Annotated in this window: 16 protein-coding genes and 2 tRNA genes; 6 read left to right on the top strand and 12 right to left on the bottom strand. The window is 53.7% G+C overall.

All coding sequences use genetic code 11. From position 1 onward, the window contains the following. The first annotated feature begins 26 nt into the window (after positions 1 to 26). The 3 genes from csdA (at position 27) to rarD (ending at position 2,862) form a co-directional block, all read left to right on the top strand. Positions 27 to 1,232 (top strand): cysteine desulfurase CsdA, encoded by a 1,206-nt coding sequence (gene csdA / locus J4685_RS07645; protein WP_000991057.1) that lies wholly within the window; start codon positions 27 to 29, stop codon positions 1,230 to 1,232. Beyond that, a complete protein-coding gene (gene csdE / locus J4685_RS07640; protein ID WP_000184198.1) occupies positions 1,232 to 1,675 on the top strand; it encodes a cysteine desulfurase sulfur acceptor subunit CsdE in 444 nt (147 codons plus the stop codon). Before csdA ends, csdE begins: the two co-directional genes overlap by 1 nt. Positions 1,676 to 1,974: 299 nt before the next feature. Continuing rightward, the gene (gene rarD / locus J4685_RS07635; RefSeq protein ID WP_077248417.1) at positions 1,975 to 2,862 is read left to right on the top strand and encodes an EamA family transporter RarD; all 888 of its coding nucleotides are present in this window, start codon (positions 1,975 to 1,977) and stop codon (positions 2,860 to 2,862) included. 51 nt (positions 2,863 to 2,913) lie between these two features. Here the strand turns inward: rarD and tcdA are convergent, their stop codons facing one another. Further along, a complete protein-coding gene (gene tcdA, locus J4685_RS07630) occupies positions 2,914 to 3,720 on the bottom strand; it encodes a tRNA cyclic N6-threonylcarbamoyladenosine(37) synthase TcdA (RefSeq protein ID WP_000117748.1) in 807 nt (268 codons plus the stop codon). A gap of 109 nt (positions 3,721 to 3,829) precedes the next feature. Further along, entirely contained in the window at positions 3,830 to 4,927 is a 1,098-nt protein-coding gene (gene mltA, locus J4685_RS07625) for a murein transglycosylase A (RefSeq protein WP_000678626.1), read from the bottom strand. Between the two features lie 207 nt (positions 4,928 to 5,134). Between mltA and J4685_RS07620 the strand changes: the two genes are divergently transcribed. Together J4685_RS07620 and J4685_RS07615 are read left to right on the top strand one after the other, a co-directional pair. Further along, positions 5,135 to 5,211 (top strand) — tRNA-Met (locus tag J4685_RS07620). 29 nt (positions 5,212 to 5,240) lie between these two features. Continuing rightward, positions 5,241 to 5,317, top strand: a tRNA-Met gene (locus J4685_RS07615). Positions 5,318 to 5,429: 112 nt separating this feature from the next. Here the strand turns inward: J4685_RS07615 and amiC are convergent. Then, on the bottom strand, positions 5,430 to 6,683 hold the full coding sequence (gene amiC / locus J4685_RS07610) for an N-acetylmuramoyl-L-alanine amidase AmiC (protein WP_000011919.1): 1,254 nt from the start codon (positions 6,681 to 6,683) through the stop codon (positions 5,430 to 5,432). 232 nt (positions 6,684 to 6,915) lie between these two features. Here amiC and argA point away from each other — a divergent pair, with 232 nt between their 5' ends. Further along, positions 6,916 to 8,247, top strand: coding sequence for an amino-acid N-acetyltransferase (gene argA / locus J4685_RS07605; RefSeq protein ID WP_000588964.1), 1,332 nt, complete (start codon positions 6,916 to 6,918; stop codon positions 8,245 to 8,247). A 101-nt stretch (positions 8,248 to 8,348) separates the two neighbouring features. Here argA and recD read toward each other — a convergent pair whose 3' ends face one another. The 9 genes from recD to thyA all read right to left on the bottom strand — a co-directional run bounded on the left by recD (position 8,349) and on the right by thyA (position 22,884). Next, entirely contained in the window at positions 8,349 to 10,184 is a 1,836-nt protein-coding gene (gene recD / locus J4685_RS07600) for an exodeoxyribonuclease V subunit alpha (protein ID WP_000155125.1), read from the bottom strand. Next, positions 10,181 to 13,726 carry an exodeoxyribonuclease V subunit beta gene (gene recB / locus J4685_RS07595; protein WP_001000537.1) on the bottom strand — a complete coding sequence of 1,182 codons (3,546 nt, stop codon included), beginning with the start codon at positions 13,724 to 13,726 and terminating at the stop codon, positions 10,181 to 10,183. The genes recD and recB overlap by 4 nt, the downstream gene beginning before the upstream one ends. After that, a complete protein-coding gene (ptrA, locus tag J4685_RS07590) occupies positions 13,719 to 16,607 on the bottom strand; it encodes a pitrilysin (RefSeq protein ID WP_001138247.1) in 2,889 nt (962 codons plus the stop codon). Before ptrA ends, recB begins: the two co-directional genes overlap by 8 nt. A 177-nt stretch (positions 16,608 to 16,784) precedes the next feature. Beyond that, a complete protein-coding gene (gene recC, locus J4685_RS07585) occupies positions 16,785 to 20,156 on the bottom strand; it encodes an exodeoxyribonuclease V subunit gamma (RefSeq protein ID WP_000946803.1) in 3,372 nt (1,123 codons plus the stop codon). A 15-nt stretch (positions 20,157 to 20,171) separates the two neighbouring features. Next, positions 20,172 to 20,492, bottom strand: a complete 321-nt coding sequence (locus J4685_RS07580; RefSeq protein ID WP_000019286.1) for a prepilin-type N-terminal cleavage/methylation domain-containing protein — start codon at positions 20,490 to 20,492, stop codon at positions 20,172 to 20,174. Continuing rightward, the gene (locus J4685_RS07575; RefSeq protein ID WP_001078531.1) at positions 20,477 to 20,884 is read right to left on the bottom strand and encodes a DUF2509 family protein; all 408 of its coding nucleotides are present in this window, start codon (positions 20,882 to 20,884) and stop codon (positions 20,477 to 20,479) included. Before J4685_RS07575 ends, J4685_RS07580 begins: the two co-directional genes overlap by 16 nt. Then, the gene (locus J4685_RS07570) at positions 20,881 to 21,444 is read right to left on the bottom strand and encodes a prepilin peptidase-dependent protein (protein WP_000029158.1); all 564 of its coding nucleotides are present in this window, start codon (positions 21,442 to 21,444) and stop codon (positions 20,881 to 20,883) included. The genes J4685_RS07575 and J4685_RS07570 overlap by 4 nt, the downstream gene beginning before the upstream one ends. Continuing rightward, positions 21,435 to 21,905 carry a prepilin peptidase-dependent protein gene (locus J4685_RS07565; RefSeq protein WP_000744668.1) on the bottom strand — a complete coding sequence of 157 codons (471 nt, stop codon included), beginning with the start codon at positions 21,903 to 21,905 and terminating at the stop codon, positions 21,435 to 21,437. The genes J4685_RS07570 and J4685_RS07565 overlap by 10 nt, the downstream gene beginning before the upstream one ends. Positions 21,906 to 22,089: 184 nt before the next feature. Then, on the bottom strand, positions 22,090 to 22,884 hold the full coding sequence (gene thyA, locus J4685_RS07560) for a thymidylate synthase (RefSeq protein ID WP_000816247.1): 795 nt from the start codon (positions 22,882 to 22,884) through the stop codon (positions 22,090 to 22,092). Positions 22,885 to 22,888: the final 4 nt, after the last annotated feature.

Here is a 22,888-nt window from a genome sequence, read left to right as displayed (position 1 = left end):
ATCGGTAAACTGAACCGAGGAATATCATGAACGCTTTTAATCCCACGCAGTTTCGCGCGCAGTTTCCCGCGCTAGCCGATGCGGGTGTTTATCTCGATAGCGCCGCCACGGCATTAAAGCCACAGGCAGTCATTGACGCCACGCACCAGTTTTATTGTTTGAGCGCCGGTAACGTTCATCGTAGCCAGTTTGCGCAGGCGCAGCGCCTGACGGCGCAATATGAAGCGGCCAGAGCAAAAGCAGCGCGGCTGTTAAACGCGCCCGATGAAAAAAGTATCGTCTGGACACGCGGCACCACCGAAGCGATCAACATGGTGGCGCAGTGTTACGCCCGTCCTCGTCTGCGCCCCGGCGATGAAATTATCGTTAGCGTCGCCGAGCATCACGCCAACCTTGTGCCCTGGCTGATGGTGGCGCAACAAACCGGCGCGCAGGTCATAAAACTGCCGCTTAATGACCGGCGTCTTCCTGATGTTGAGCGTCTGCCGGAACTGATCACGTCGCGCAGCCGCATTCTGGCGCTGGGGCAAATGTCGAACGTAACGGGCGGCTGCCCGGATCTCGCAAGCGCTATCAGCACCGCTCACGCAGTGGGAATGGTCGTGATGGTAGATGGCGCGCAAGGCGCGGTACACTTCCCGGCGGATGTTCAGCAGCTTGATATCGATTTTTATGCTTTTTCCGCTCACAAACTGTATGGCCCGACCGGTATCGGCGTGCTGTACGGTAAGCCGGAGCTTCTTGAGGCGATGTCGCCCTGGCTCGGCGGCGGCAAGATGATCCGTGACGTTAGCTTTGAAGGCTTCACCACTCAAAGCGCTCCCTGGAAACTGGAAGCGGGGACGCCGAACGTCGCCGGGGTCATCGGCCTGAGCGCTGCGCTGGAATGGCTGTCCGATATCGATATTGAACAGGCCGAAAACTGGAGCCGGGGGCTGGCGACGCTGGCGGAAGACGCACTGGCGAAACGTCCGGGCTTTCGTTCGTTCCGCTGCCAGGACTCCAGCCTGCTGGCCTTTGATTTTGTCGGCGTGCACCACGGCGATATGGTGACACTGCTGGCGGAATACGGTATTGCGCTCCGGGCCGGGCAACATTGCGCCCAGCCATTGCTGGCGGAACTTGGCGTCACAGGGACGCTGCGCGCCTCTTTTGCGCCGTATAATACCCAACATGATGTGGATGCGTTGGTTAACGCCGTTGACCGCGCGCTGGAACTGCTGGTGGATTAATGACAAACCCTCTTTATACCGGACACCCGTTCGGCACAACGGTAACGGAAGAGACGTTACGCGCTATCTTTCTCCCGCTGACCCAATGGGAGGATAAATATCGTCAGTTGATTCTGTTAGGAAAACAGCTCCCCGCTCTGCCGGATGAATGCAAAGCGCAGGCGAAAGAGATAGCCGGCTGCGAGAACCGCGTCTGGCTGGGCTTTACCCGATCAGATAACGGAACGATGCACTTTTTCGGCGACAGTGAGGGGCGGATTGTCCGCGGCCTGCTGGCGGTATTGCTCACCGCGGTGGAAGGAAAAAACGCCGCCGAATTACAGGCTCGTTCACCGCTGGCGCTGTTTGATGAGCTGGGTTTACGCGCCCAGCTTAGCGCCTCACGCAGTCAGGGGCTGAACGCGCTGAGCGAAGCGATTGTTGCCGCAACGCATAAGGGTTGAAATAGCGTAAATATTCTGTCGCCTGACAGCGCCGTCCGCGGCGGTCAGGCGATGCAGATAAAATAATCCAGTCACTTTATTAGTTTCGGCGTCAGATTTCCCTGATAAACATTCTTTTGATTTTTATCAGCTATCACAATGAAATTACAATGTTAGAATCCATGTTAAAACGGCGTGAAGATTTTAGAGTAAATAAAGCCACTCGATGTAGCGTAGCAGGTGAACTGGAAAATTCATACGTATCGGGTGAAGTTATAACAGGATATGGATAAGTGGAAAAATATCTGCGTAGCGGTACCATGTTTGTGGTACTGGCATTTATATTATGGGGGTTAACACCTTTATATTATCAATATTTATCAGGGGGAAATCTCGCACAAATATTGATATACCGGGTGTTCTGGTCAATTCCATTATTACTGGCAGTAAGATTGTTATTTCGGCAGCGAACGCGATTTCATGATGCCTGGAAAGATAAAAAATCTTTTTTCTTCTGCATGATCGCCGGACTTTTGATGATTGTCTCATGGTCATCTTTTATTTATGCGCTAACCCATCATCTGGTGCTTGATGCCAGCCTCGGCTATTTTATCAACCCGCTATTTGTTATTGCGCTGGGATGCATTTTTCTTAAAGAAAAACTGTCGTTGTTTCAGGCCATCGCCGTTTTTTCTGGTGTCTGTGGCCTGACTTTTCAAATTATCATGTTACGGCATTTCCCGGCGCTGGCGCTAACCATGGGATTATCATTTGCGCTATATGGCCTGGCGCGAAAGTTTATACATTATGATGTGATGACATCGATAACGATTGAAACATTATGGGCATTGCCTGTCTCACTATTAATTTTTCTCTTTAGCGATAGCGGACCAATTATATCCGCTAATACTCCTTTCTTTTTGTATGTCATGACGGCGCCAGTGACGATCATTCCACTGGTATTATTTGCCATCGCGTTAAATCACACCTCGTTGATTGTCACCGGACTGGCGCAATATATAGAGCCGTCTTTACAGTTCTTACTTGCCATTATGATATTTGGCGAGCACATTAATTACGCGGAACTGCTCTGCTTTTGTGCGGTATGGTTCGGGTTGTTTCTATGCATATCTGAAAATTTATATTCCCATTATCTCCGCGCCCGTCTGAAACCGGTGTTCGGCAGGGTACAGCGCTTCTTTCGCTAACGAAGGGCGCAGGGCCGGATACGCGTCTGCGTGACACTCCGCCCCGTCCTTTTATTCTTGTCGCGCCGCTTTAGCCATGATCTTCTTCAGCGCATGGGAAACGGCGACAAAACCGAACGTTGCCGTCACCATCGTCGCCGCGCCGAAGCCAGAGGCGCAATCCATCCGTTTTGGCCCTTCTGCGGTAGCTTTCATCGCGCATACGGAACCGTCCGCCTGTGGGTAAACCAGCGCTTCAGTGGAAAAAACGCAGTCCACGCCCAGCTTACCTTTACTGTTCTTCACTACGCCAAAATTATGTTTCAATCTCTCACGCAGTTTTGCCGCCAGCGGATCCTGGATAGTTTTCGCCAAATCAGCGACCTGGATTTGCGTCGGATCGATCTGCCCGCCTGCGCCGCCAGTGGTCACTAAAGGAACCTTATATCGGCGACAGTACGCAATCAGCGCGGCTTTTGGACGAACGCTGTCAATGGCGTCAATGACATAGGTAAAACCCGCGTTCATATAACCCGCCACATTATCCGGCGTGATGAAATCATCGATAACGGTTACCCGGCACTCCGGGTTAATTTGACGAATCCGTTCGGCCATCACTTCCGCTTTCGCCAACCCGACATTATCACGCAACGCATGGATCTGGCGGTTCGTATTGGTCACGCAGACATCGTCCATATCAATCAGCGTAATCGCGCCGATGCCCGTACGCGCCAGCGCCTCTGCCGCCCATGATCCCACCCCGCCGATTCCCACGACGCAGATATGCGCCTCAGCAAACCGCTGCAGCGCTTTTTCACCGTACAGACGCGCGGTGCCGCCAAAGCGTTGGCGCCAGGCATCACTTATCACCACTGACATATGACCTCAGAATAAAAAAAGGTGAGGTTATTCCTCACCCCTACTCACTATTTTCAGGCCCGATAGCGATCGCGTTATCGGGCAATCCGGTTGTCGCAGAATACCACAATCAGCCGCTAAACACGTTACCGGCGCCCGGCGCGCTTTTTAACACCCAGACGCGACCATAGTGATTATACCATCCGGCACGATGCCCGGCATCCGGGCCAATCCCCTGGTAAATATCAAAGTGCTGGCCTTTAATCGCTCCACCGACATCCAGTGCGACCATCAAACGTAGCTCATACTGACCGCTAAATTTACCGTTGTTATCCAGCAACGGTACTTCCGCCAGCAAGGTTGTGCCCGGCGGAATGATGCTGCGGTCGGAGGCGACGGATGCTCGCCCAATCAGCGGTACGGCGCTGGCGCCTTTGACCGGCGCAAAAGATTGCGGCTTAAAGAAGACGAACGACGGGTTCTGCTCCAGTAATTCACGCACTTCCGCTTCGCTGTGCTTCTCTCCCCATTCGCGTATGGCCTGCATCGACATATCTTCTTTTTTCACTTCACCGCGATCGATAAGCACTTTACCAATACTGCGATAAGGCCAGCCGTTTTTACCGGCATAACTAAAGAAGTTCAGCGGACTACCGTCACCGAAGTCAATATAACCGCTGCCCTGGACATCCATAATAAAGTTATCCATCAGCGAATTACTCCAGGCCAGGATGTACTTATCGCTCAGCGCGCCTGCGTAGATCTGAGCGCGGGACGGTAAACGTCCGCGTTTTGGCGGCATACTATAGATAGGGTACTGGAACGCGCCCTGGCGCGTATGGCGAGCCTGAACGACGGGCGTATAGTAGCCCGTGAACTGGACGTTACCGTAGTTGTCGGTGCCTTCCATCTGCCAGGCATCGATACCAAACTGACGCATAGTACGCGTATCGCCTCCGGAACGTAACCAGTTCTGGACAGCGTTATAGACGTTGCTTTGATTGGTGTATAAACGCGGCGACGCGGAACGGATCTGATTGACCTGCTCGGCAAAGTCACCAGCATTAATCGGCGCGCCCACCGCGTCCGGCTGGTTTACCAGGGAGAAGGGCTGGGTAAATTTCCCGTCCTTATATTGCTGACCGCGATCGGTCGGTTTTGATGAACAGGCAGCCAGCATTGCCAGCATTACGCCTGTCGCCACATATTTTGCCCAACGTCCTTTCATGGTGTCTCGTCTTCTGCGTAATCGAAAGTGCCCGGTGAAGATAACAAACCGTCCAGAGTAATGAAATGCGATCGCGATCTCATTATGTAAATTCGTTTAAAAATCGCGCTATCTGCGGTGTATTTGCGCAATTCATGAGAAATTAGCGAGTTATATGAAAAAAGGGTTGCAACAAAAGCTCAGCGGAGTATAGTGCGCATCCACGGACGCGGGGTGGAGCAGCCTGGTAGCTCGTCGGGCTCATAACCCGAAGGTCGTCGGTTCAAATCCGGCCCCCGCAACCAATTACAATGAGAATGCAAGTTTAGACGGACGCGGGGTGGAGCAGCCTGGTAGCTCGTCGGGCTCATAACCCGAAGGTCGTCGGTTCAAATCCGGCCCCCGCAACCAACTTAATGAACACCCTTACGGGTGTTTTTTTGTATCTGTCGTCTGGTTCGCAACGACAGTGCGGGCAGCAGCATCCTACTTACCCGCGCAATAAACTCGCCGTCATCTCAGGTTAACTTCTTCTCGCCAGCGTCGCCCCATCGGCAAAATACGCTTTAATGCCCGCCAGAATCGACTCTGCGACCTGTTGCTGGAACGTCGCAGTCTTGAGCTTGCGTTCTTCTTCAATGTTACTGATAAACGCCGTCTCGACCAGAATAGACGGAATATCGGGCGCCTTTAACACCGCAAACCCCGCCTGCTCGACCTTGTTTTTATGCAGGTCATTAATTTTACCAAGCTGCTTCAACACCGCCTTACCGAATTTCAAACTATCGGCAATGGTCAGCGATTGCACCATATCGAACATCGTATGGTCGACATAACGGTCACCGCTTTTGCTCACGCCGCCAATTAAGTCCGAGGCGTTCTGCGTTTGCGCCAGATATTTCGCCGCGGTACTGGTGGCGCCTTTGGTCGATAGCGCGAATACGGATGAACCGCTAGGCTGCCGGCTGGTGAAGGCATCCGCATGAATAGAGACAAACAGGTCGGCGCGCTGTTTCTGCGCTTTCGCCACCCGGACTTTTAACGGAATGAAGATGTCTTCATTGCGCGTCATATAAACCTTCATGTTGCCTTCTTTTTCGATCAACGCGCGCAGGCGGCGGGCTATCTGGAGCACCACGTCTTTTTCACGCGTTTTGTATTTGCCTATCGCGCCGGGGTCTTCGCCGCCGTGTCCCGGATCAAGCATAATGACAATGGGACGATCGCGCCCCGCTTTACCGGGCTGCGGCCCGCTTTGCGAAGGCGGCACCTGTTTATCCAGATCGCCTTTATTGTAGTCTTCCAGCAGCGCCAGCAGCGGATCCTGCATATCCTGCGCATTGGCAGGATAAAGATCCATCACCAGACGTTCTTTAAAGCCTGCCACAGGCGCCAGCGCAAATAGCTGCGGCTTCACGTTTTGTTTTAGCTCAAAGACCATACGCACAGTCTTAGGATCAAACTGCCCTACCCTTGCGGATTTGATATACGGATCGTCGCTGCGAATCTGCGCGCCAATGCCTTTAAGCACCGAGTTCAGATTCACATCCTCAATATCTACCACCACGCGGTCCGGGTTACTTAAGGCAAATTGTTTATATTTCAGCAGACGATTCGACTCTACCGTGACGCGGGTATAGCTGGACGCAGGCCAGATACGCACCGCAACGACCTGGCTTACGGCAGCCAGCCCGACCTGGCTCACGCTTAATAGCCACATGGCGCCCGCGCCTTGTAGTAAACGGCGACGGCTGATTGCTGAATTGGCTCCCGACATGCTTCTCCCGAGCAAAAACTAAATAGAGATCATACAAAGTTCATCCAAATTGACCGGAAACTTTAGCGAATGACGCATAATCTGTCATCTATAAAAGGGTAAACATTCTTTTTATATTCACGGCATTACTAAGAAAAGCGATCGGACCGCATAAAATTTACGCTTGCACAGAGGGCAAAAACAGAATAAAAATACACTAATTTCGAATAATAATTCACTAATGGGGCGCGCAATGATAAAGGAACGTAAAACCGAACTGGTAGAAGGGTTTCGCCATTCAGTTCCCTATATCAACACCCATCGCGGAAAAACCTTTGTCATTATGCTCGGCGGCGAAGCCATTGAGCATGACAATTTTTCCAGCATCGTTAGCGATATCGGGCTACTGCATAGCCTCGGTATTCGCCTTGTCGTGGTGTATGGCGCGCGACCGCAAATCGACGCCAATCTGGCCGCGCATCATCATGAACCGATTTACCACAAAAACACGCGGGTGACGGACGCCAAAGCACTGGAGCTGGTGAAACAGGCCGCCGGTTTACTCCAGCTTGATATTACCGCCCGTCTGTCGATGAGTCTGAACAATACGCCGTTGCAGGGCGCGCACATTAATGTCGTCAGCGGCAATTTCACCATTGCGCAGCCGCTGGGCGTTGATGATGGCGTGGACTACTGTCATAGCGGCCGTATCCGGCGCATTGATGAAGATGCGATCAACCGCCAGTTGGATAACGGCGCGATCGTTCTGATGGGGCCGGTCGCCGTCTCAGTGACCGGTGAAAGTTTTAATCTGACCTCAGAAGAGATTGCCACTCAACTCGCCGTTAAACTGAAAGCGGAAAAAATGATCGGTTTCTGTTCTTCTCAGGGCGTTACCAATAGCGAGGGCGGCATCATTTCTGAACTCTTCCCGAATGAAGCACAGGCGCGGGTGGAAGAGTTGGAAGCGCAGGGCGATTACAACTCCGGAACCGTACGTTTTTTGCGCGGCGCGGTAAAAGCCTGTCGTAGCGGCGTTCGTCGTTGCCATCTGATCAGCTATCAGGAAGATGGCTCGCTATTACAGGAACTGTTCTCGCGTGATGGTATCGGTACGCAGATCGTCATGGAGAGCGCCGAGCAGATCCGCCGCGCTACCATCAACGATATTGGCGGTATTCTGGAGCTTATCCGCCCACTGGAACAGCAGGGCATTCTGGTACGCCGTTCCCGTGAACAACTGGAGATGGAGATCGATAAATTTACCATTATTCAGCGCGATAATATGACTATCGCCTGCGCGGCGCTGTATCCTTTTGTGGAAGAGAAAATAGGCGAAATGGCCTGCGTAGCGGTACATCCGGATTACCGCAGCTCATCGCGTGGAGAAGTGCTTCTGGAGCGGGTTGCCGCCCAGGCGCGGCAAATGGGGCTGCGTAAATTGTTTGTGCTGACGACGCGCAGTATTCACTGGTTCCAGGAGCGCGGTTTCACGCCTGTCGATATTGAGTTACTGCCTGAGAGCAAGAAAAAAATGTATAACTATCAGCGACGTTCAAAGGTGCTGATGGCGGATTTAGGGTAACGAGGGGGCCTGATGGCGCTGCGTTTATCAGGCCTACGCTCGAAAGCATCATTTGGAGGCCGGATAAGACGCTGCGCGTCGCCATCCGGCGAGAACTCGTCTTATTCGGTACGACTGACTTCATCAAATAAGGTGGCTAATCCGCTGCGCCGCTCCGTACGCGTCACAATCGCGCCTGCCAGGATCCGTTCATCGGCATACAGCGATAACCGCCGCCGCGCCCGCGTAACAGCGGTATACACCAGCTCCCGCGTCACGACCGGCGAACGTTGGCTGGGTAAAATCAGCGCGGCGTGATCAAATTCAGACCCCTGAGATTTATGTACCGTCATCGCCCAGGTTGTATCATGTTCCGGCAGACGGCTGGGCTGAACGGACTTGATCGTGCCGTCCGGCATCACAAACCAGACGCGTAACCCCTGTCCGCGATCGAGCGCAATACCAATATCGCCGTTAAATAGCCCCAACGCGCTATCGTTGCGCGCAATCATTACCGGACGCCCTTCATACCAGCGAGAATGCGGGTGCCGCTGAATTTTTCGTTGCTGCACCATCGCCTGCTCAATGCGGTCATTCAGTCCCCTCACGCCAAATGGGCCTTCACGCAGCGCGCAAAGCAGTTGATACTCATTGAAAGCCTGAAGGATTGCCTCCGGCGTCGCTTTCTCATGCAGCAACCGCAAGTAGCGACCATAGCCCGCCAGCGCTTCATCCAGCATCCCGGCATAATCGTCGCTGCTTTGCAATGTACGCTTCTCTATATCGCTAAACCCCTGCTGAAAAACAGCCTGGATTGCCGACCTGTCGCCGCAGTTAATCGCCGCCGCCAGCTTGCCGATGCCAGAATCGCTGCCGAAACGGTAGCTCTTTTGCAATAAACAGAGGCTATCGCGTAAAGACGCGGCTTGCGTTCCGGCCCCCGCCGGAATGGCGCTCCCTGTGAGTCGGCTTAGCTGTCGGGCGCGTTCCGCCGTAAACCCTGCGTTGACATAGGCGCAAATATCGCCCAACACAGCGCCCGCCTCAACGGATGCCAACTGATCGCGATCGCCAAGAAAAATGACCCGCCCGTGCGGCGGCAGAGCGTCAATCAAACGTGACATCATCGGCAAATCAATCATTGATGCTTCATCGACCACCAGCACGTCCAGATGCAACGGGTTGCCCGCATGATGGCGTAATCGCTGGCTGCCGGGCTGTGCGCCCAGCAGTCGGTGCAGCGTACTGGCGTCCTCCGGTATACGCTTTTTCTGCGCATCGGTAAGTGGAAGCTGACGCAACGCCGCGCCGAGCGACTCCGTCAGGCGTGCGGCCGCTTTCCCGGTCGGCGCCGCCAGCCGGATACGGCAACGTTCGCCATCCGCCATTTGAATTAATGCCGCCAGCAGCTTCGCGACGGTGGTGGTTTTACCGGTGCCGGGACCGCCTGAAATCACGGAGATACGGCGAGTTAGCGCTACGGCGGCGGCCACCTTTTGCCAGTTCACCTCGTCTGTCGGAGGGAATAGCGCGTCCAGAATACGGGATAACTGATCTTCATCTACGGCGATGGCCTGGTTAACCTCGTTAAAAAAGCGCGCAACCGTACGCTCGTTGCACCACATGCGATTCAGGTAGAGACGATCGCCGCACAGAATTAACGGCGCGGGGCTATCGCCGCAGCTAACCGCCGCAGACGCCAGTAACCGCTTTTTCCAGTCGATTGGCGTAGCCGTTTCGCTTATCCAGGCGACCAGTAAGGGATGCGCCTCCTCCGTTAACGTTAAACGCGACAACGGCAGACACACGTGACCTTCACCTGCGTCATGACTAAGCAGCGCTGCCGCCAGCATCACGGCGGGATCGTCGTTACCGGCGACGGTTAAAGCAAACTGGGCATCAATGGGCCGTAAGAGTTTTTGTTCAACGGCCTCCAGCAACCGCTCCTGGATTGTCATTGCGCCTCCTCACTCATTTCACCTGCAAACATATCATCCAGTTGGTTAATTAACGCCGCCGCAGGGCGAGTGGTAAAAATACCCTGCTGCGGACGTTCGCTATCCACCCCGCGTAAAAAGAGATAGATGACGCCGCCGAAATGGCGTTCATAGTCGTAATTCGTCATTCGATGACGAAGGTAACGGTGCAATGCCAGCGTATAAAGCTGGTACTGCAAATCATAGCGATGCGCCTGCATCGCCGCAGCCATCGCCGTCTGGGTATAAGCGGCGCTATCCTCGCCCAGCCAGTTAGATTTATAGTCGAGCAGGTAATAGCGCCCCTCATAACGGAACACCAGGTCGATAAAGCCCTTTAACATGCCGCGAACCTGCATGAAATCCAGCGCAGGGCAACCTGCTGAAAGCGGGTCGTATCGACGAATCAACGCATCCAGCTCTCCGGCGGTAAGCGGCTGGGCAATCGGCAGATAAAACTCCATTTCGACCTGTTTTTCACGCTCGGTCAGCACGCTCAGACTAACGCCCGTCTCGTTAAGGGGAACGTGCAACACGGTGTCCAGCCAGCGGGTAAGTACGGGCTCCCATCGCGTTTCAAAACCACTCAGCTCCAGTTTTTCCTGTACCCATTGGGGGTCTATCGGTTGAGTAAAATCAAGCTCTTCAAACAGGCTGTGCAAAAATGTTCCCGGCGATGCCCCGCGAGGAAAGTGATGCGGCGTCATTGCCGGCGCTTCCGCCGCTTCGCCAACGCCTGCGGCGTCAATGTCGAGACGAGGAATAAGATCTTGCGCCACGCTATGTCCCCGCTGCTGCAAACCGGAATAACTGGTGACGCGCCAGCTATCATAGAGCAGGCGTTGCAGCGTTCTGGCGCTGAGTTCCGCGTGCGATGCAGCGGCAATTTGCCAGCGGTCGTTATCCGTGTTGCCTGGCGTTCGACACACGATATCCTCGTCGCATAGCGCCTCAATACAGGCGCGAAAGCCTGCGGCATCCATCGGTTCGCCTTTTTGCAGGAGTCGCCCAAGCGCGCTTTGGTGCACATCCGTCTCACCTTTCTTATCACTGCGACGCCGCACCAGCGGCGCGACGCCGAGGCTGCAATGCCACACTGCACGAGTCAGCGCGACATAAAGTAGGCGCAGGTCTTCCGCCAGGCGTTCGGCCTCCGCCAGTGCAATGCTCTCTTCGGCGTGACTAAGGTCCAGCACCGCCTCGTAGGAGTGCCTGTCGTGATAAAAAGCCTGGTCCTGCACGCGGAAATGGGTGATAAAAGGTAGCCAGACCAGCGGGTATTCCAGACCTTTCGATTTATGAATGGTGACGATTTGCACCAGATGCTTATCGCTTTCCAGACGTAGTTGCTGGCTGGAAGCATTGCTATCGGGTTCAAGGATATGCTGCGCCAGCCAACGCACCAGCGCATGTTCGCTTTCCAGCTGCGAACCGGCTTCCTGTAACAGTTCGCTAATATGCAGAATATCCGTCAGCCGACGTTCGCCTCCCGCCGTCGCCAGCAGGTTTTCAGCAATATTGCGCGCCGACATTAGCGCGCGCAGCATCGGCATCACGCCGCGTTTATGCCAAATCTGTCGGTAGCCATCAAACTCTTCGACAACCGTATCCCACGCATTTTCATCATTGTTAAGCGTTTCGATATCCAGCGCGGTAAGGCCCATCATTGATGTCGCCAGAGCGCTACGCAGCGTATTCTCACGTTCGGGCGCCATCACCGCCTGCAACACCCACAGCATTTCCTGCGCTTCGAGCGTTTCGAATACGCTGTCGCGGTTTGAAAGATAGACGGAGGGGATCGCCAGTAAGGTCAGCGCATCCCGTATCAGCGCGGCTTCCCGCCTGCTGCGCACCAGCACGCTGATATCCGAGGCGCGAACGGGCCGCGACGAATCGCCGTTCGTCAGCAGCGCGTCGCCCGTTTGTCCGGCGCGCAGCCAGTCGCGAATTTGCGTGGCGCACACCTGCGCCATATAACTTTGGTAATCGCCCGAACCGCAGCTTTCCCCCTCCATTAGCCACAGGGTCATCGCCGGTTGAGGCGCGTCATTCACTTTAAATTGCAGCGACTGGTTTCTGGGCGCAAACTTTACCGGACTGAAGGGAATATCGCGGAACATAAAGGCGTCATTCATCTGACTGAACAGCTTGTTAACGCTATTCACCATCCCCGGCGCGGAGCGCCAGTTAGTGTCAAGCGTATAGTGCGCGCTCACTTCGCTGCGGGCCTTCATGTAGGTAAAGATATCCGCGCCACGAAACGCATAAATCGCCTGTTTAGGATCGCCAATCAGCAATAGCGCCGTATCGGGTTGATGTCGCCAGATACGGCGAAAAATACGGTACTGTTGTGGGTCGGTATCCTGAAATTCATCGATCATCGCCACCGGGAAACGGGTACGAATCGCCGCAGCCAGCGCCTCGCCGCTTTCACTACGCAGCGCGGTATCTAAACGGCTGAGCATATCGTCAAACCCCAGCTCGCCGCGCCGTCGTTTTTCCTGAGCCACCGTTTCACGGATCTCTGAGAGCGCTCGGGTAAGAACCAGATCTTTAATCGATAGCGGTTCGCCCAACAGGTTATCAATGGCGACAAACAATGGGTGCTGGGGCGTCACGCCGCCAGCTTTGGTGCGCTCAGCTAAAAAACGCTGTGAAAATTTTCCCAACGCCTCGGGTAATTGATAGTTTTTGGTCTCTTCTTGCGCCCACGCGGTGATCTTTTCGATCCATTTCGCCTGATTGCCGCGGTTGAATTTTCTGCGATCGATGCCGGATGATTCGATCAGCGCGTCCAGCTCGCTAACCGCCTCACACCACTGCTGCTTCACCTGGTTGATGCGCGCCAGGATCTGTTCATGACGCGATGCCAGCGTCTCCTCCTGCGATGGCGGCGCTTTAATGACCGGCGCTTCGCCCTGCAGATAACGATCGATATCCTTTAAGAGCGCCTTCGGTCCCTTCCACACGTCAAACACCACCTGAGCGATGTCGCGCGGCAGCGGATAGCAATGACGCCGCCAGAAATCGGCGCAGGCCTGATAACGCAACAAAGATTCGTCTTCAATAAGCTGTTGCTCAAACAACATACCGGATTCGAAAGCGTTCAGGCTGAGCATACGCTGGCAAAAACCGTGGATGGTAAAAACCGCGGCCTCGTCCATTTGTCGTTCCGCCAGTAATAACCACTGCGCGGCCTGCTTTTTATCGCTAATTTCTTCCAGCAAGCGGGCATACAGCGGATTATCCGTGCTTTCCCGCAGACAGGCGATGCGCAACTCATGGATATTACTGCGGATTCGCCCACGCAGCTCTTCAGTGGCGGCCTCCGTAAAGGTTACCACCAGCAGTTCTTCAACGGTCAACGGACGGGGAAATGCGGCACTGCCGCCTAAACCGAGCAATAACCGCAGATACAGCGCCGCGATAGTAAACGTTTTGCCTGTGCCCGCTGATGCTTCAATCAGACGCTCGCCTGTCAGGGGCAAGCGTAGAGGATCAAGAGTCTCGGCGACATCATTCATTCTTTTCGCTCATTAGAGGTAACGTTTGCTGCAATGCGCTGACGTTATCCCACACTTTCCAGCCTGTCGGATGCACGTATTCTGCTTTTCCATTCTGGCTACCAGCAATCTGTGACAATATTGCCATACCTTGTGGTTCCACCACCGCCAGGTGGAAGAAGTCGGCAAGCTTTTGTGGCGTCAGCAATTTTATCTGAGCGATGATTTTATCACGCGAGTCAAAGCGCATATTACCCCGATCGAAATCCTTGCTTAAACGGGATGCTTCTTCGCCCAACGTTTGCGGCGCCTGGCGCATTTGCGTAATGATCGCCTGCTGAATTTGGGCGAACTCTTCCGGCTTCATCGCCCTCAGCTTCGCCTCGGCGTCAGGGAAAAATGCCTGATAGCGTTGCCACAGGTAAGAGGGCTGTTTATCGTTGCTCTGTAGCAGGAATCCCATTCCCCACTGACGGCCAACGCTCATCGGAAAGGCGAAAACGGCGTATCCCAGTTGCTCTTCGGTTCGTAGCTGATTGTAAAACCACGGTTGAACAATCTGACCTAACATCGCGCTGTAGGCGGCGCTGACGTACTCGTCGTAGCCGACCGGGACAAAGACCGCGGCTAACGCGGAGTCGGTGCTACTGCCCGCTTTTTCAAATATTACGGACTGCTTTTTCTCAACCACCACGTCTTTATTGCGACACCACGCCGATCCGTTCGCCGCTAGCTGTTTTTGAACATCTTGCGCCAGCGAGGTCGCCTGGGCTTCGCTCATATTTCCTATAACCAGAAATTCCGGACGAGCGCCCGTTTTTAACGCATTACGATAGGCCATCACCTCTTTCAACGTAATGGACGGCAGCAAAGCGCGACGTTCATCACGGGAAAAATAAGGCACCTGCAAAATCATCTGCACCGGCATAATCGCCTGTTCGTAGGCTTTTCCCTTCTCCGCAGAATCCATCATCTGCGTATACCAGGATTTCGCCTGCGCCAGCTGTTCTTCCGTGGCGTCGTAGCTAAAATATCCTTCCAGCAACGCCAGGAGAAGCTGCGGCAAACGCTGGGTATAACCGTTCGCATTGACCATCAGACCATTGTTGGCGTTAGTGGAAAAGCTAATGCCGCCCACTGCCGCCTGGTTGCTGAGCTGATCGAGCGCCATTCCCGCCAGATAATCATTAAGGGCGAACAGTACCTGATTGCGGGCGCTGTCCATCGCCTGCGGGTTACGCAATACCACGCTCACGTCAGCTTTTGGCTCGCTGGCGAAATAACGACTCGGCGCATAAACCACGCGCAAATCCGCTTTATCGACAATCAGTTCTGGCCGCACGTAGTTTTTGTCATTCTTAACAAGCGTAAAATCATCAGGAATATAGGGGTTTAACTCCGGCAGCGACAACGCAATGCCCTGTGCTTTTTGCTGCCAGTTTTTAAACGTCTGTTCGCTAATCTTATCGACCTGATAAGGCGCATCCACAAAATATGCCGTCTTATTATGGGGTTCCTGGGGACTGATATACCAGATACGCGCATTCTGCGGCGTCATCATCGCCAGGCGATTTTTGATAGCGGCAGGATCGTAACGATCGGCGATATTCGCCGCATCCAGCGTATGCGCTACCGGGACGCGGATCATAGTGTCCGCCAGCCATTCGACATAGTCCATATCGCGGGTAATCGACGGATAGCGAAAGTCGAGATCCAGCACATGCGCCAGCTCGTCAAAGTAACGTTTATCTATCCCTTTTTCACGTAACATATTGAGATAGCTGAAAATAGCCGCAACGACTTCATCACGATTGGCCAAACCTTTATCGGTCAGCGTTGCCGAAATGGCAAATACGCCGCTGTTACCATTAACAATCGGATCGGAATCCGCGCTAATACCTTCGACCAGTCCTTGTTTTTGCAGCCAGTCAGAGAGCGTCCCCGGGCTACGATTGCCAATCAGATAAGAGACCAGTTCATCGGTCTTGCTACGGAACTGCGCGCTATTGTTATCAATACGAAACTCCACGCGCAGCACTTTACGCGGTAGCGCCGGCACGTAATGAATAATGATGCCCTTCTGCGCCTCGGTGATGACAGGTACGTTAATTTCCGGTTTTTTAATCTGTTTATTCGGCACGCGACCATAGGTATCTGCGGCAATACGCGCCAGTTCCGGCAAGGGTTTATTACTGTAAATCACCGCCTTCATCAGATTAGCTGAATAGTATTTTTCATGAAAAGCGATCAGCGCTTGTTGCACCGGATTGCCCGGCTTATCGCTTAGCGTTTCCAGATTGCCGCCTGAAAAGTGCGAGCCTAGATGCGCCGGGTTAATGGTTTCGGCGCTTACCTGCGCCATACGCATACCGTCGCGGGTGCGCGCCATCGTCAGCTCGGCATTCACCGCGTTTCGTTCGCGTTCGGCATACTTTTTATTGAGCAATGGCGCGGCAATGGCGTCGGCCAGGCGATCTACGGCACCTGGAAGCGCGTCGTTTTCAACCTCCAGGTAGAAGGCTGTTCGATAAGGCGCGGTGCTGGCGTTGTGGCTACCGCCATGTCTTTTAAGGTATTCGGCAAGGCTATCCGCCTGCGGATATTTTTTTGACCCCATCAGGCACATATGCTCAAGATAATGAGCAAGCCCCTGATGAGCCTCAGGATCTTCAAGCGATCCAACGGGCACCACTAACGCAGAAAGAGACTTTACAGCCTGCGGATCGGATACCAGCAACACCACCATGTCATTATCAAGACGTATCGCCTGATACTGCCGGGTATCTTTATCGCTTTTACGGATAGTTTCTTGCAGCGGTTGCCAACCGATATCCGCCTGAACTGCAGGCCCCCAGAGGGCGACCAATAACAATAACGCTTTGAACCAGGTGCTGCGGGGCATTCACGGACCTCATCATTAACTTTCATTCCCACTCATCTGTATGGTCACGTAAACCATCGACCTGAGCGGAACGGGATATTATTGTGCTGAACCAGGCAGCATTTTTTTATCAGTAATCAGTCCGTGACGAAGAGCGCATCATAGTCGAAGCCTTTTAATGGCGCGATTTTCATACAATCAACGAGACTGATTAAAACGAAACAGCGGTAACAGGTAATGCCGTGACTGCGCAATGATAGCCTGCAAAGTTTCAGATTCCAGCTGACGCCAAAGACGTTGATACCAGATATCTTCGCCTTCGCCGCTCACCATCATGTTGCCTTCATAAGCCTGTAGAAACTTTGTCCTGGCCTTCTGTAAGGTGTCATCATCGTCTAACATGACATCATTTTCAGCGTCATAACAGGCTTTTATCCATGCGCCGCCGCTTTCCGGCAGTACCAATAGCGGAGAAGACATGCCTTCCCGGTAGCCTTCAATCAGTTGCGCCAGGTAAACCATTGCCTGCGTTTTATCAAGAGGAGGAAATCGCCATTCTCCCTCTTTGCGCAAAAACAGGCGACTTTCGCCACTCCCGCCGCTGGCACAATAGACAAGGTGTTCCAGCCAAAGTTGCACACCTTGCGCAACGCTGATTAAAGCGGGACGCCAGCGCAATAATCCATCCTCCTGTACCTGCGGTAGCCAGCCGGTTAGCTGAACGCCATTACAAAGCAGATCCACTTCCAGGCTTTGGCTCGGCTTACGGCAGGCGATGACCCGGCTTGCCAGTTGCTGCATCTCCTGACACTGCGCATCCCAGAATATTTCGCCAAACGCGCCGTAAGGCAACTCTCCCGCAGCCCGGAAACGGCGGAACAAGCGTTCGGTGTCGTCCTCTTCAACCAGCGTATTGAGCAACTGTTGGTTAAGTTGATATCGCGTCAATCCCTCTAATTCAAACGGTTCCGCATCAGGAATCTCACTCTCTTCCGAGCGGAAATTAACCTGAAGCCGCATCTGAAAAAATGCGCGTACCGGATGGGCCCAAAAACGCTGCAGACTTTCCAGAGTCAATGTTTCCGGCATCGTAAAAGGAAGCGGCTGCACAAAGTCAGAATGCGCTTTTCCCGACTGACTCGCCGCGGGCAACCACTCTCTGGCATAACTTTGCTGTTCGCCGGGTTGGTAATTTTGCGCATCAAAAGGCATACGGGTATGCAGACGCGTAATATGCGCTTTGACTCGTGCTTCGCTCTCATCACAGGTCAGCGTTTCGTCGCCCGGCAAATAGTGGCTTTGCCCGATGTAATCCACCAATTCTTGCACCAGTACAGAGGGAAAGCGTTCGCTATTATCCTGGATGGAGCGACCGATGTAGCTGATATACAACGTCTGCTGCGCCGAGATTAACGCTTCCAGAAACAGGTAGCGGTCATCGTCGCGACGGCTTCGATCCCCGCGCATGGTTTTTTGGCTCATCAGGTCAAAGCCCAACGGCGCAAGCTGGCGCGGGTATACGCCGTCGTTCATTCCCAGCAGGCAAACGACTCTGAACGGAATGGAACGCATCGGCATCAGCGTACAAATATTGATGGGGCCCGCCAGGAAGCGCTGGCTAATACGTTCCTGATCCAGACGCTGCGCCAGTTCATCCCGCAGTAGCGAAATCGGTACCGCGTCGCCATATTCCGCCGCGACGCCTTCGGCGATAATGGCCTGCCACTGCTGTTCAATCAATGTCATTGCCGCTTCCGTGTCCGCATCGGGCAGGAAGAAATCATTGAGCATATCGCGACAAACGGGCAACCACTCTTCCAGCGGTCGCTCCTGCGCCAGACCGCGCCGCCAGATATTAAGCTGCATCAGCAGCGAAGCCAGATGCCCGACCAGCTCAGCAATCAGACCGCTGGATTCGTCATAAGGCAGAACCGACTGCCACTCGCCCTGGGCGCTTTCCATCGCATACCCCAGCAGCATACGCGTCAGGCCAAATTGCCACGTATGCTGCCCCGTGGCAGGAAGTTCCAGCTCTCGTACGTTGTCATCGTCAATTCCCCAGCGAATGCCTGACTCATTGACCCACAAGCGCAAATAACGCAACCCTTCTTCGTTGATCGTAAAGCGGGCAGCCAATACCGGTACATCTAACAACGCCAGAACATCCTCGGAGACAAAGCGGCTGTCCGGTAACGAAAGTAGGCTGATAAATGCCTGTAACACCGGATGTGACTGACGCGCCCGCCGATCGGAAATGGCATAAGGCAGATAGCGCTCCGTTGGCGCGCTACCAAATACCGCCTGGATAAACGGGCTATAGCTGTCAATATCAGCCACCATAACGATAATGTCGCGCGGCGTTAGTGTCGGATCGGCTTCCAGCATCGCCAGCAGGCGATCGTGCAGTATTTCCACCTCGCGCTGCGGGCTGTGACAAACGTGAAAAGAGAGGCTGTTATCCTCAGGATCGAGCAGACGCTTATTGTCGCTGCGCGAATACTCCTCAAGATTTACGCCCGCCACCGCATGGCTTTCCAGTTCAAGGATATCCGCCTGAATCCGATGCAAAAGATTATCTGGCGTAATATCAACAAACGCATCCAGCTCCTGGCTGTTTTCCAGTTCAGATAGCAGGTAGATATAATCCCGTCCCAGTTTTCCCCATGAGGCCAGTAGCGGATTACCGATATCCTGTTCACCGTCGCTGTTAAATAAGGCTTCCGGATTCTGATTTTCACGGAACAACGGTAAATGACGGTCTTCAAAACTGTGACGACGCTGGCGAGCCATGAGTTTTGCCAGCCAGGCTGGGTCTTTTATATCCCCCCAGTAATACCGACACGGATTAGTAAAAAGGAGATGGATTTCAATATGTTTACCCAGCGCCTGCAATGCTTTGAGATACACTGGCGGTAACGCGGAAATGCCGCAAATAAAAACGCGGGACGGCAACCCTGGCGGGCAGGCGGTCGCGCTTTCCAGCGTTTGAATAAAGCGTTGGTAGAGATTGGCGCGATGCCAGCGCGGCTGCCCCAGCGCGGCGGTATATTCCACCAATGCTTTCCACAGCGGCGCCTGCCAGTTTTGCGCCTCTCCCAGACCTTCCACGGTTTTTCCCGCCTCCCACTGCGTAAGCCAGTCAGGCCGATAAACCAGATACTGATCGAACAGGTCGGCGGCGCGCGCGGAAAGCTGAAAGAGTTTGCGTTTATCGGTGTCGTCGGTCAGATAATGGTGCAGCAGTACAAACTCATCCTTATCCAGCAACTGCGGCAGCAAGGTCATCAGTTTCCAGCTCATACTTTGTTTGCTGAAAGCGCTTTCTTTGGGGATATCCGGCAACACGCGGACAAACATCTCCCAGATAAAACTCGCCGGTAACGGAAAAGCGATATTCGCCGCAATACCAAACTTTTGTGAAAGGGTCATCTGCAGCCACTGCGCTATACCCGTGCTTTGCACCAGAATCATTTCTGGTTCAAAGGGATCATCCAGCCGCTCGCGTTCGACGATGAACTCCATCAACGCTTCCAGCACATCCAGACGATTGGAGTGGTAGACCCTTAACATAATTACTCCTGCCGATTAACGATTTGGACAATGCAAGCGCGTCATCTGCCCCTGCCTGCCAGAGGGTGAAACCATCGTGACGCTGATGCTGACACATCCCGATTGCGTTGTCTGCATCCGGTTGGCCTTCCAGTCGTCAGCAGGCGAAAATGGATACAGCGCCGTTTGCTGCCACGCCTGCCGCCAGATCTGGAGATACTGGTGTCGTAATGCAAAACTGTGCATTAATACCCGCTGATAGCCTGACAGCGCGGTGACGATCATTACCATTAGAACCATCGCCACTAAAACTTCCGGGAGGCTAAACCCGCGTTGTAAATTCAGGGGATGCGACATAACGCCACCTCTTTTAACGGACAAAAATCGCTCCAGCCGTGGGGAGAAAAGACAATTCTTCCCTGAATGACGTTGCCCAAACGCCATAACGTCATGCCGTCATCTTGCGCCGCCATCACCACCTCATCCCCCGATAATCTCCGCAAACAGACTCTCGCTCCTGAAGAGGAATAGCGCCGACATTCCATTTCGGTTACGCCTGACCATAGCTGCCCCCGTCCCCATTCCAGCGCCGACTGCACAAGCGCCTGGCGTTGTATCGCCAGGCTCTGCGTCGTCACGCGGGCGGCATAGCTGGCCTGCTGCTGATTTACGCCTTGCAGTAGCAGACTGCCCAGAATCAGTATTAAAAGCGCCAGTATTAGCGAAGAAGCGCCACGTTCCCGATTCACAGATTAAATCCCGTTACGCTGTATTGCGCGTCAATAACCGTCTGAGGCTCGGCTTTGCTGGCGCCGCGCAGATGCAGCATGAGCACTGGCGAGAATCCCGTTATATCCCGGCGCTCAACGGTAAACGCCGTGATGAGTACCGTATTGGGATCGGTCATTTTTTCCCATCCCTTACCCTGGCAAGATGTTGCTCCGCGTAATGTCTCCAGAACGTTATCCTTCACACGAAACCCGGTCTGGTCGGCCTCTTTCGCCGGTATGGTATCCCAGACCCCGTTATTATTCCCGTCCCACTGAACGATGACGCATTGCCCCTGTTCAGCAAGATGTAACCCTTCGCCGACACAGTGGCCATGGCAGTAACCCGCACGCTGAAGATGCTTCGCTACGGTATAGGTTCGCTGCCAGATTTCATCTTCCAGCGATAACTGTCGCGTGTTGTGCCAGATCTCACGCTGTAGCGCCGGTAAAAATCGTGCGGACCCAAGCAGTAAAATGGAACCTATCGCCATCGCCAGCACAACTTCCAGTAGCGAGAACCCCCGCGTGGTTATTGACACGTGGCGGCCTCATTACGCTCGCATAGCCTGATTCGCCCCCAAGAGGAGACGACCAGACGCCACTCTCCGGCAGCGTTTTTCAGTACGATGTGCCCTGCCCATGCCGTATTGCGCAAGCCAAAGAAGGCTAACGACGGCGTGATATCGGCAAGGACGACATCACGCCAGTCGGGCGTAAACACAAAGGGGGAAGATGGCGTACACGATGTTTGCGTAGCAACAGAGCTGACAAAGCACCATGAACCGCCTTCGCTGACCACGCGAAGAATGTGATCGCGGTTATGCCAGTGAGCGTCCTCACGAAGTTGCAGCAGGTAATCCCGCACCTGACATGCGGTTTGCCACAGGCGCTGTTGCTGCTGCCAGCGTTGCCAGCCATAAAGTCCTGTGGCGCTGAGAATGATAATGAGCGACATCGCGACCACCGTTTCAATGAGCGTATAGCCCTGTTGTTTTTTCATGTCGGCAGTATGGCGGGCGGAAGAAAAATAACGAGCGCCAAATACAGATTGTTCGGCGCGTTACGGAAAAAAGTTCATGTCTTGCAGCGCGTTGCAAAATTTCAGGAATCCGCGCCGAAGATTGAGACGAAGGGTAAAAAAAACCGACGCGCGATGACGTCGGTTATGGCAGGATCGTCAGCGCTTAGATAGCGACCGGCGCTTTAATACCGGGGTGCGGATCATAGCCTTCAATTTCGAAATCATCGAACCGGTAGTCAAAAAGCGAATCGGGTTTACGCTTAATGACCAATTTCGGCAGCGCGCGCGGTTCACGGCTTAATTGCAGGTGCGTCTGCTCCATATGGTTGCTGTACAGGTGCGTGTCGCCGCCGGTCCAGACAAAATCGCCAACGTCCAGGTCGCACTGTTGCGCCATCATATGCACCAGTAACGCGTAGCTGGCAATGTTGAACGGCAGACCGAGGAACACATCGCAGGAGCGCTGATAAAGCTGACAGGAGAGTTTTCCATCTGCGACATAAAACTGGAAAAAGGCGTGACACGGCGCCAGCGCCATCTTATCCAGCTCGCCGACGTTCCACGCAGAAACGATAATACGGCGAGAGTCCGGGTCGTTTTTAAGCTGGCTTAAGACCGTGGCGATCTGATCGATATGGCGGCCATCCGGTGTTGGCCATGCACGCCACTGCTTACCATAAACCGGGCCTAAATCGCCGTTCTCATCGGCCCATTCGTCCCAGATGGTGACATTATTTTCGTGCAGGTAAGCGATGTTGGTATCGCCCTGCAAAAACCATAGCAGTTCGTGAATAATTGAACGTAAATGGCAGCGTTTCGTCGTCACCAGAGGAAAGCCTTCCTGCAGGTTAAAACGCATCTGATGGCCAAAAATGGAAAGCGTGCCGGTGCCGGTACGGTCGTTTTTCTGTGTGCCTTCATCCAGCACTTTTTGCATCAGTTCTAAATACTGTTTCATGGTT

It is taken from the genome of Salmonella sp. 32100201201700099SM (genome assembly GCF_017572645.1).
Lineage (GTDB): Bacteria > Pseudomonadota > Gammaproteobacteria > Enterobacterales > Enterobacteriaceae > Salmonella > Salmonella enterica.
This window is presented reverse-complemented; position numbering and strand designations above follow the sequence as displayed.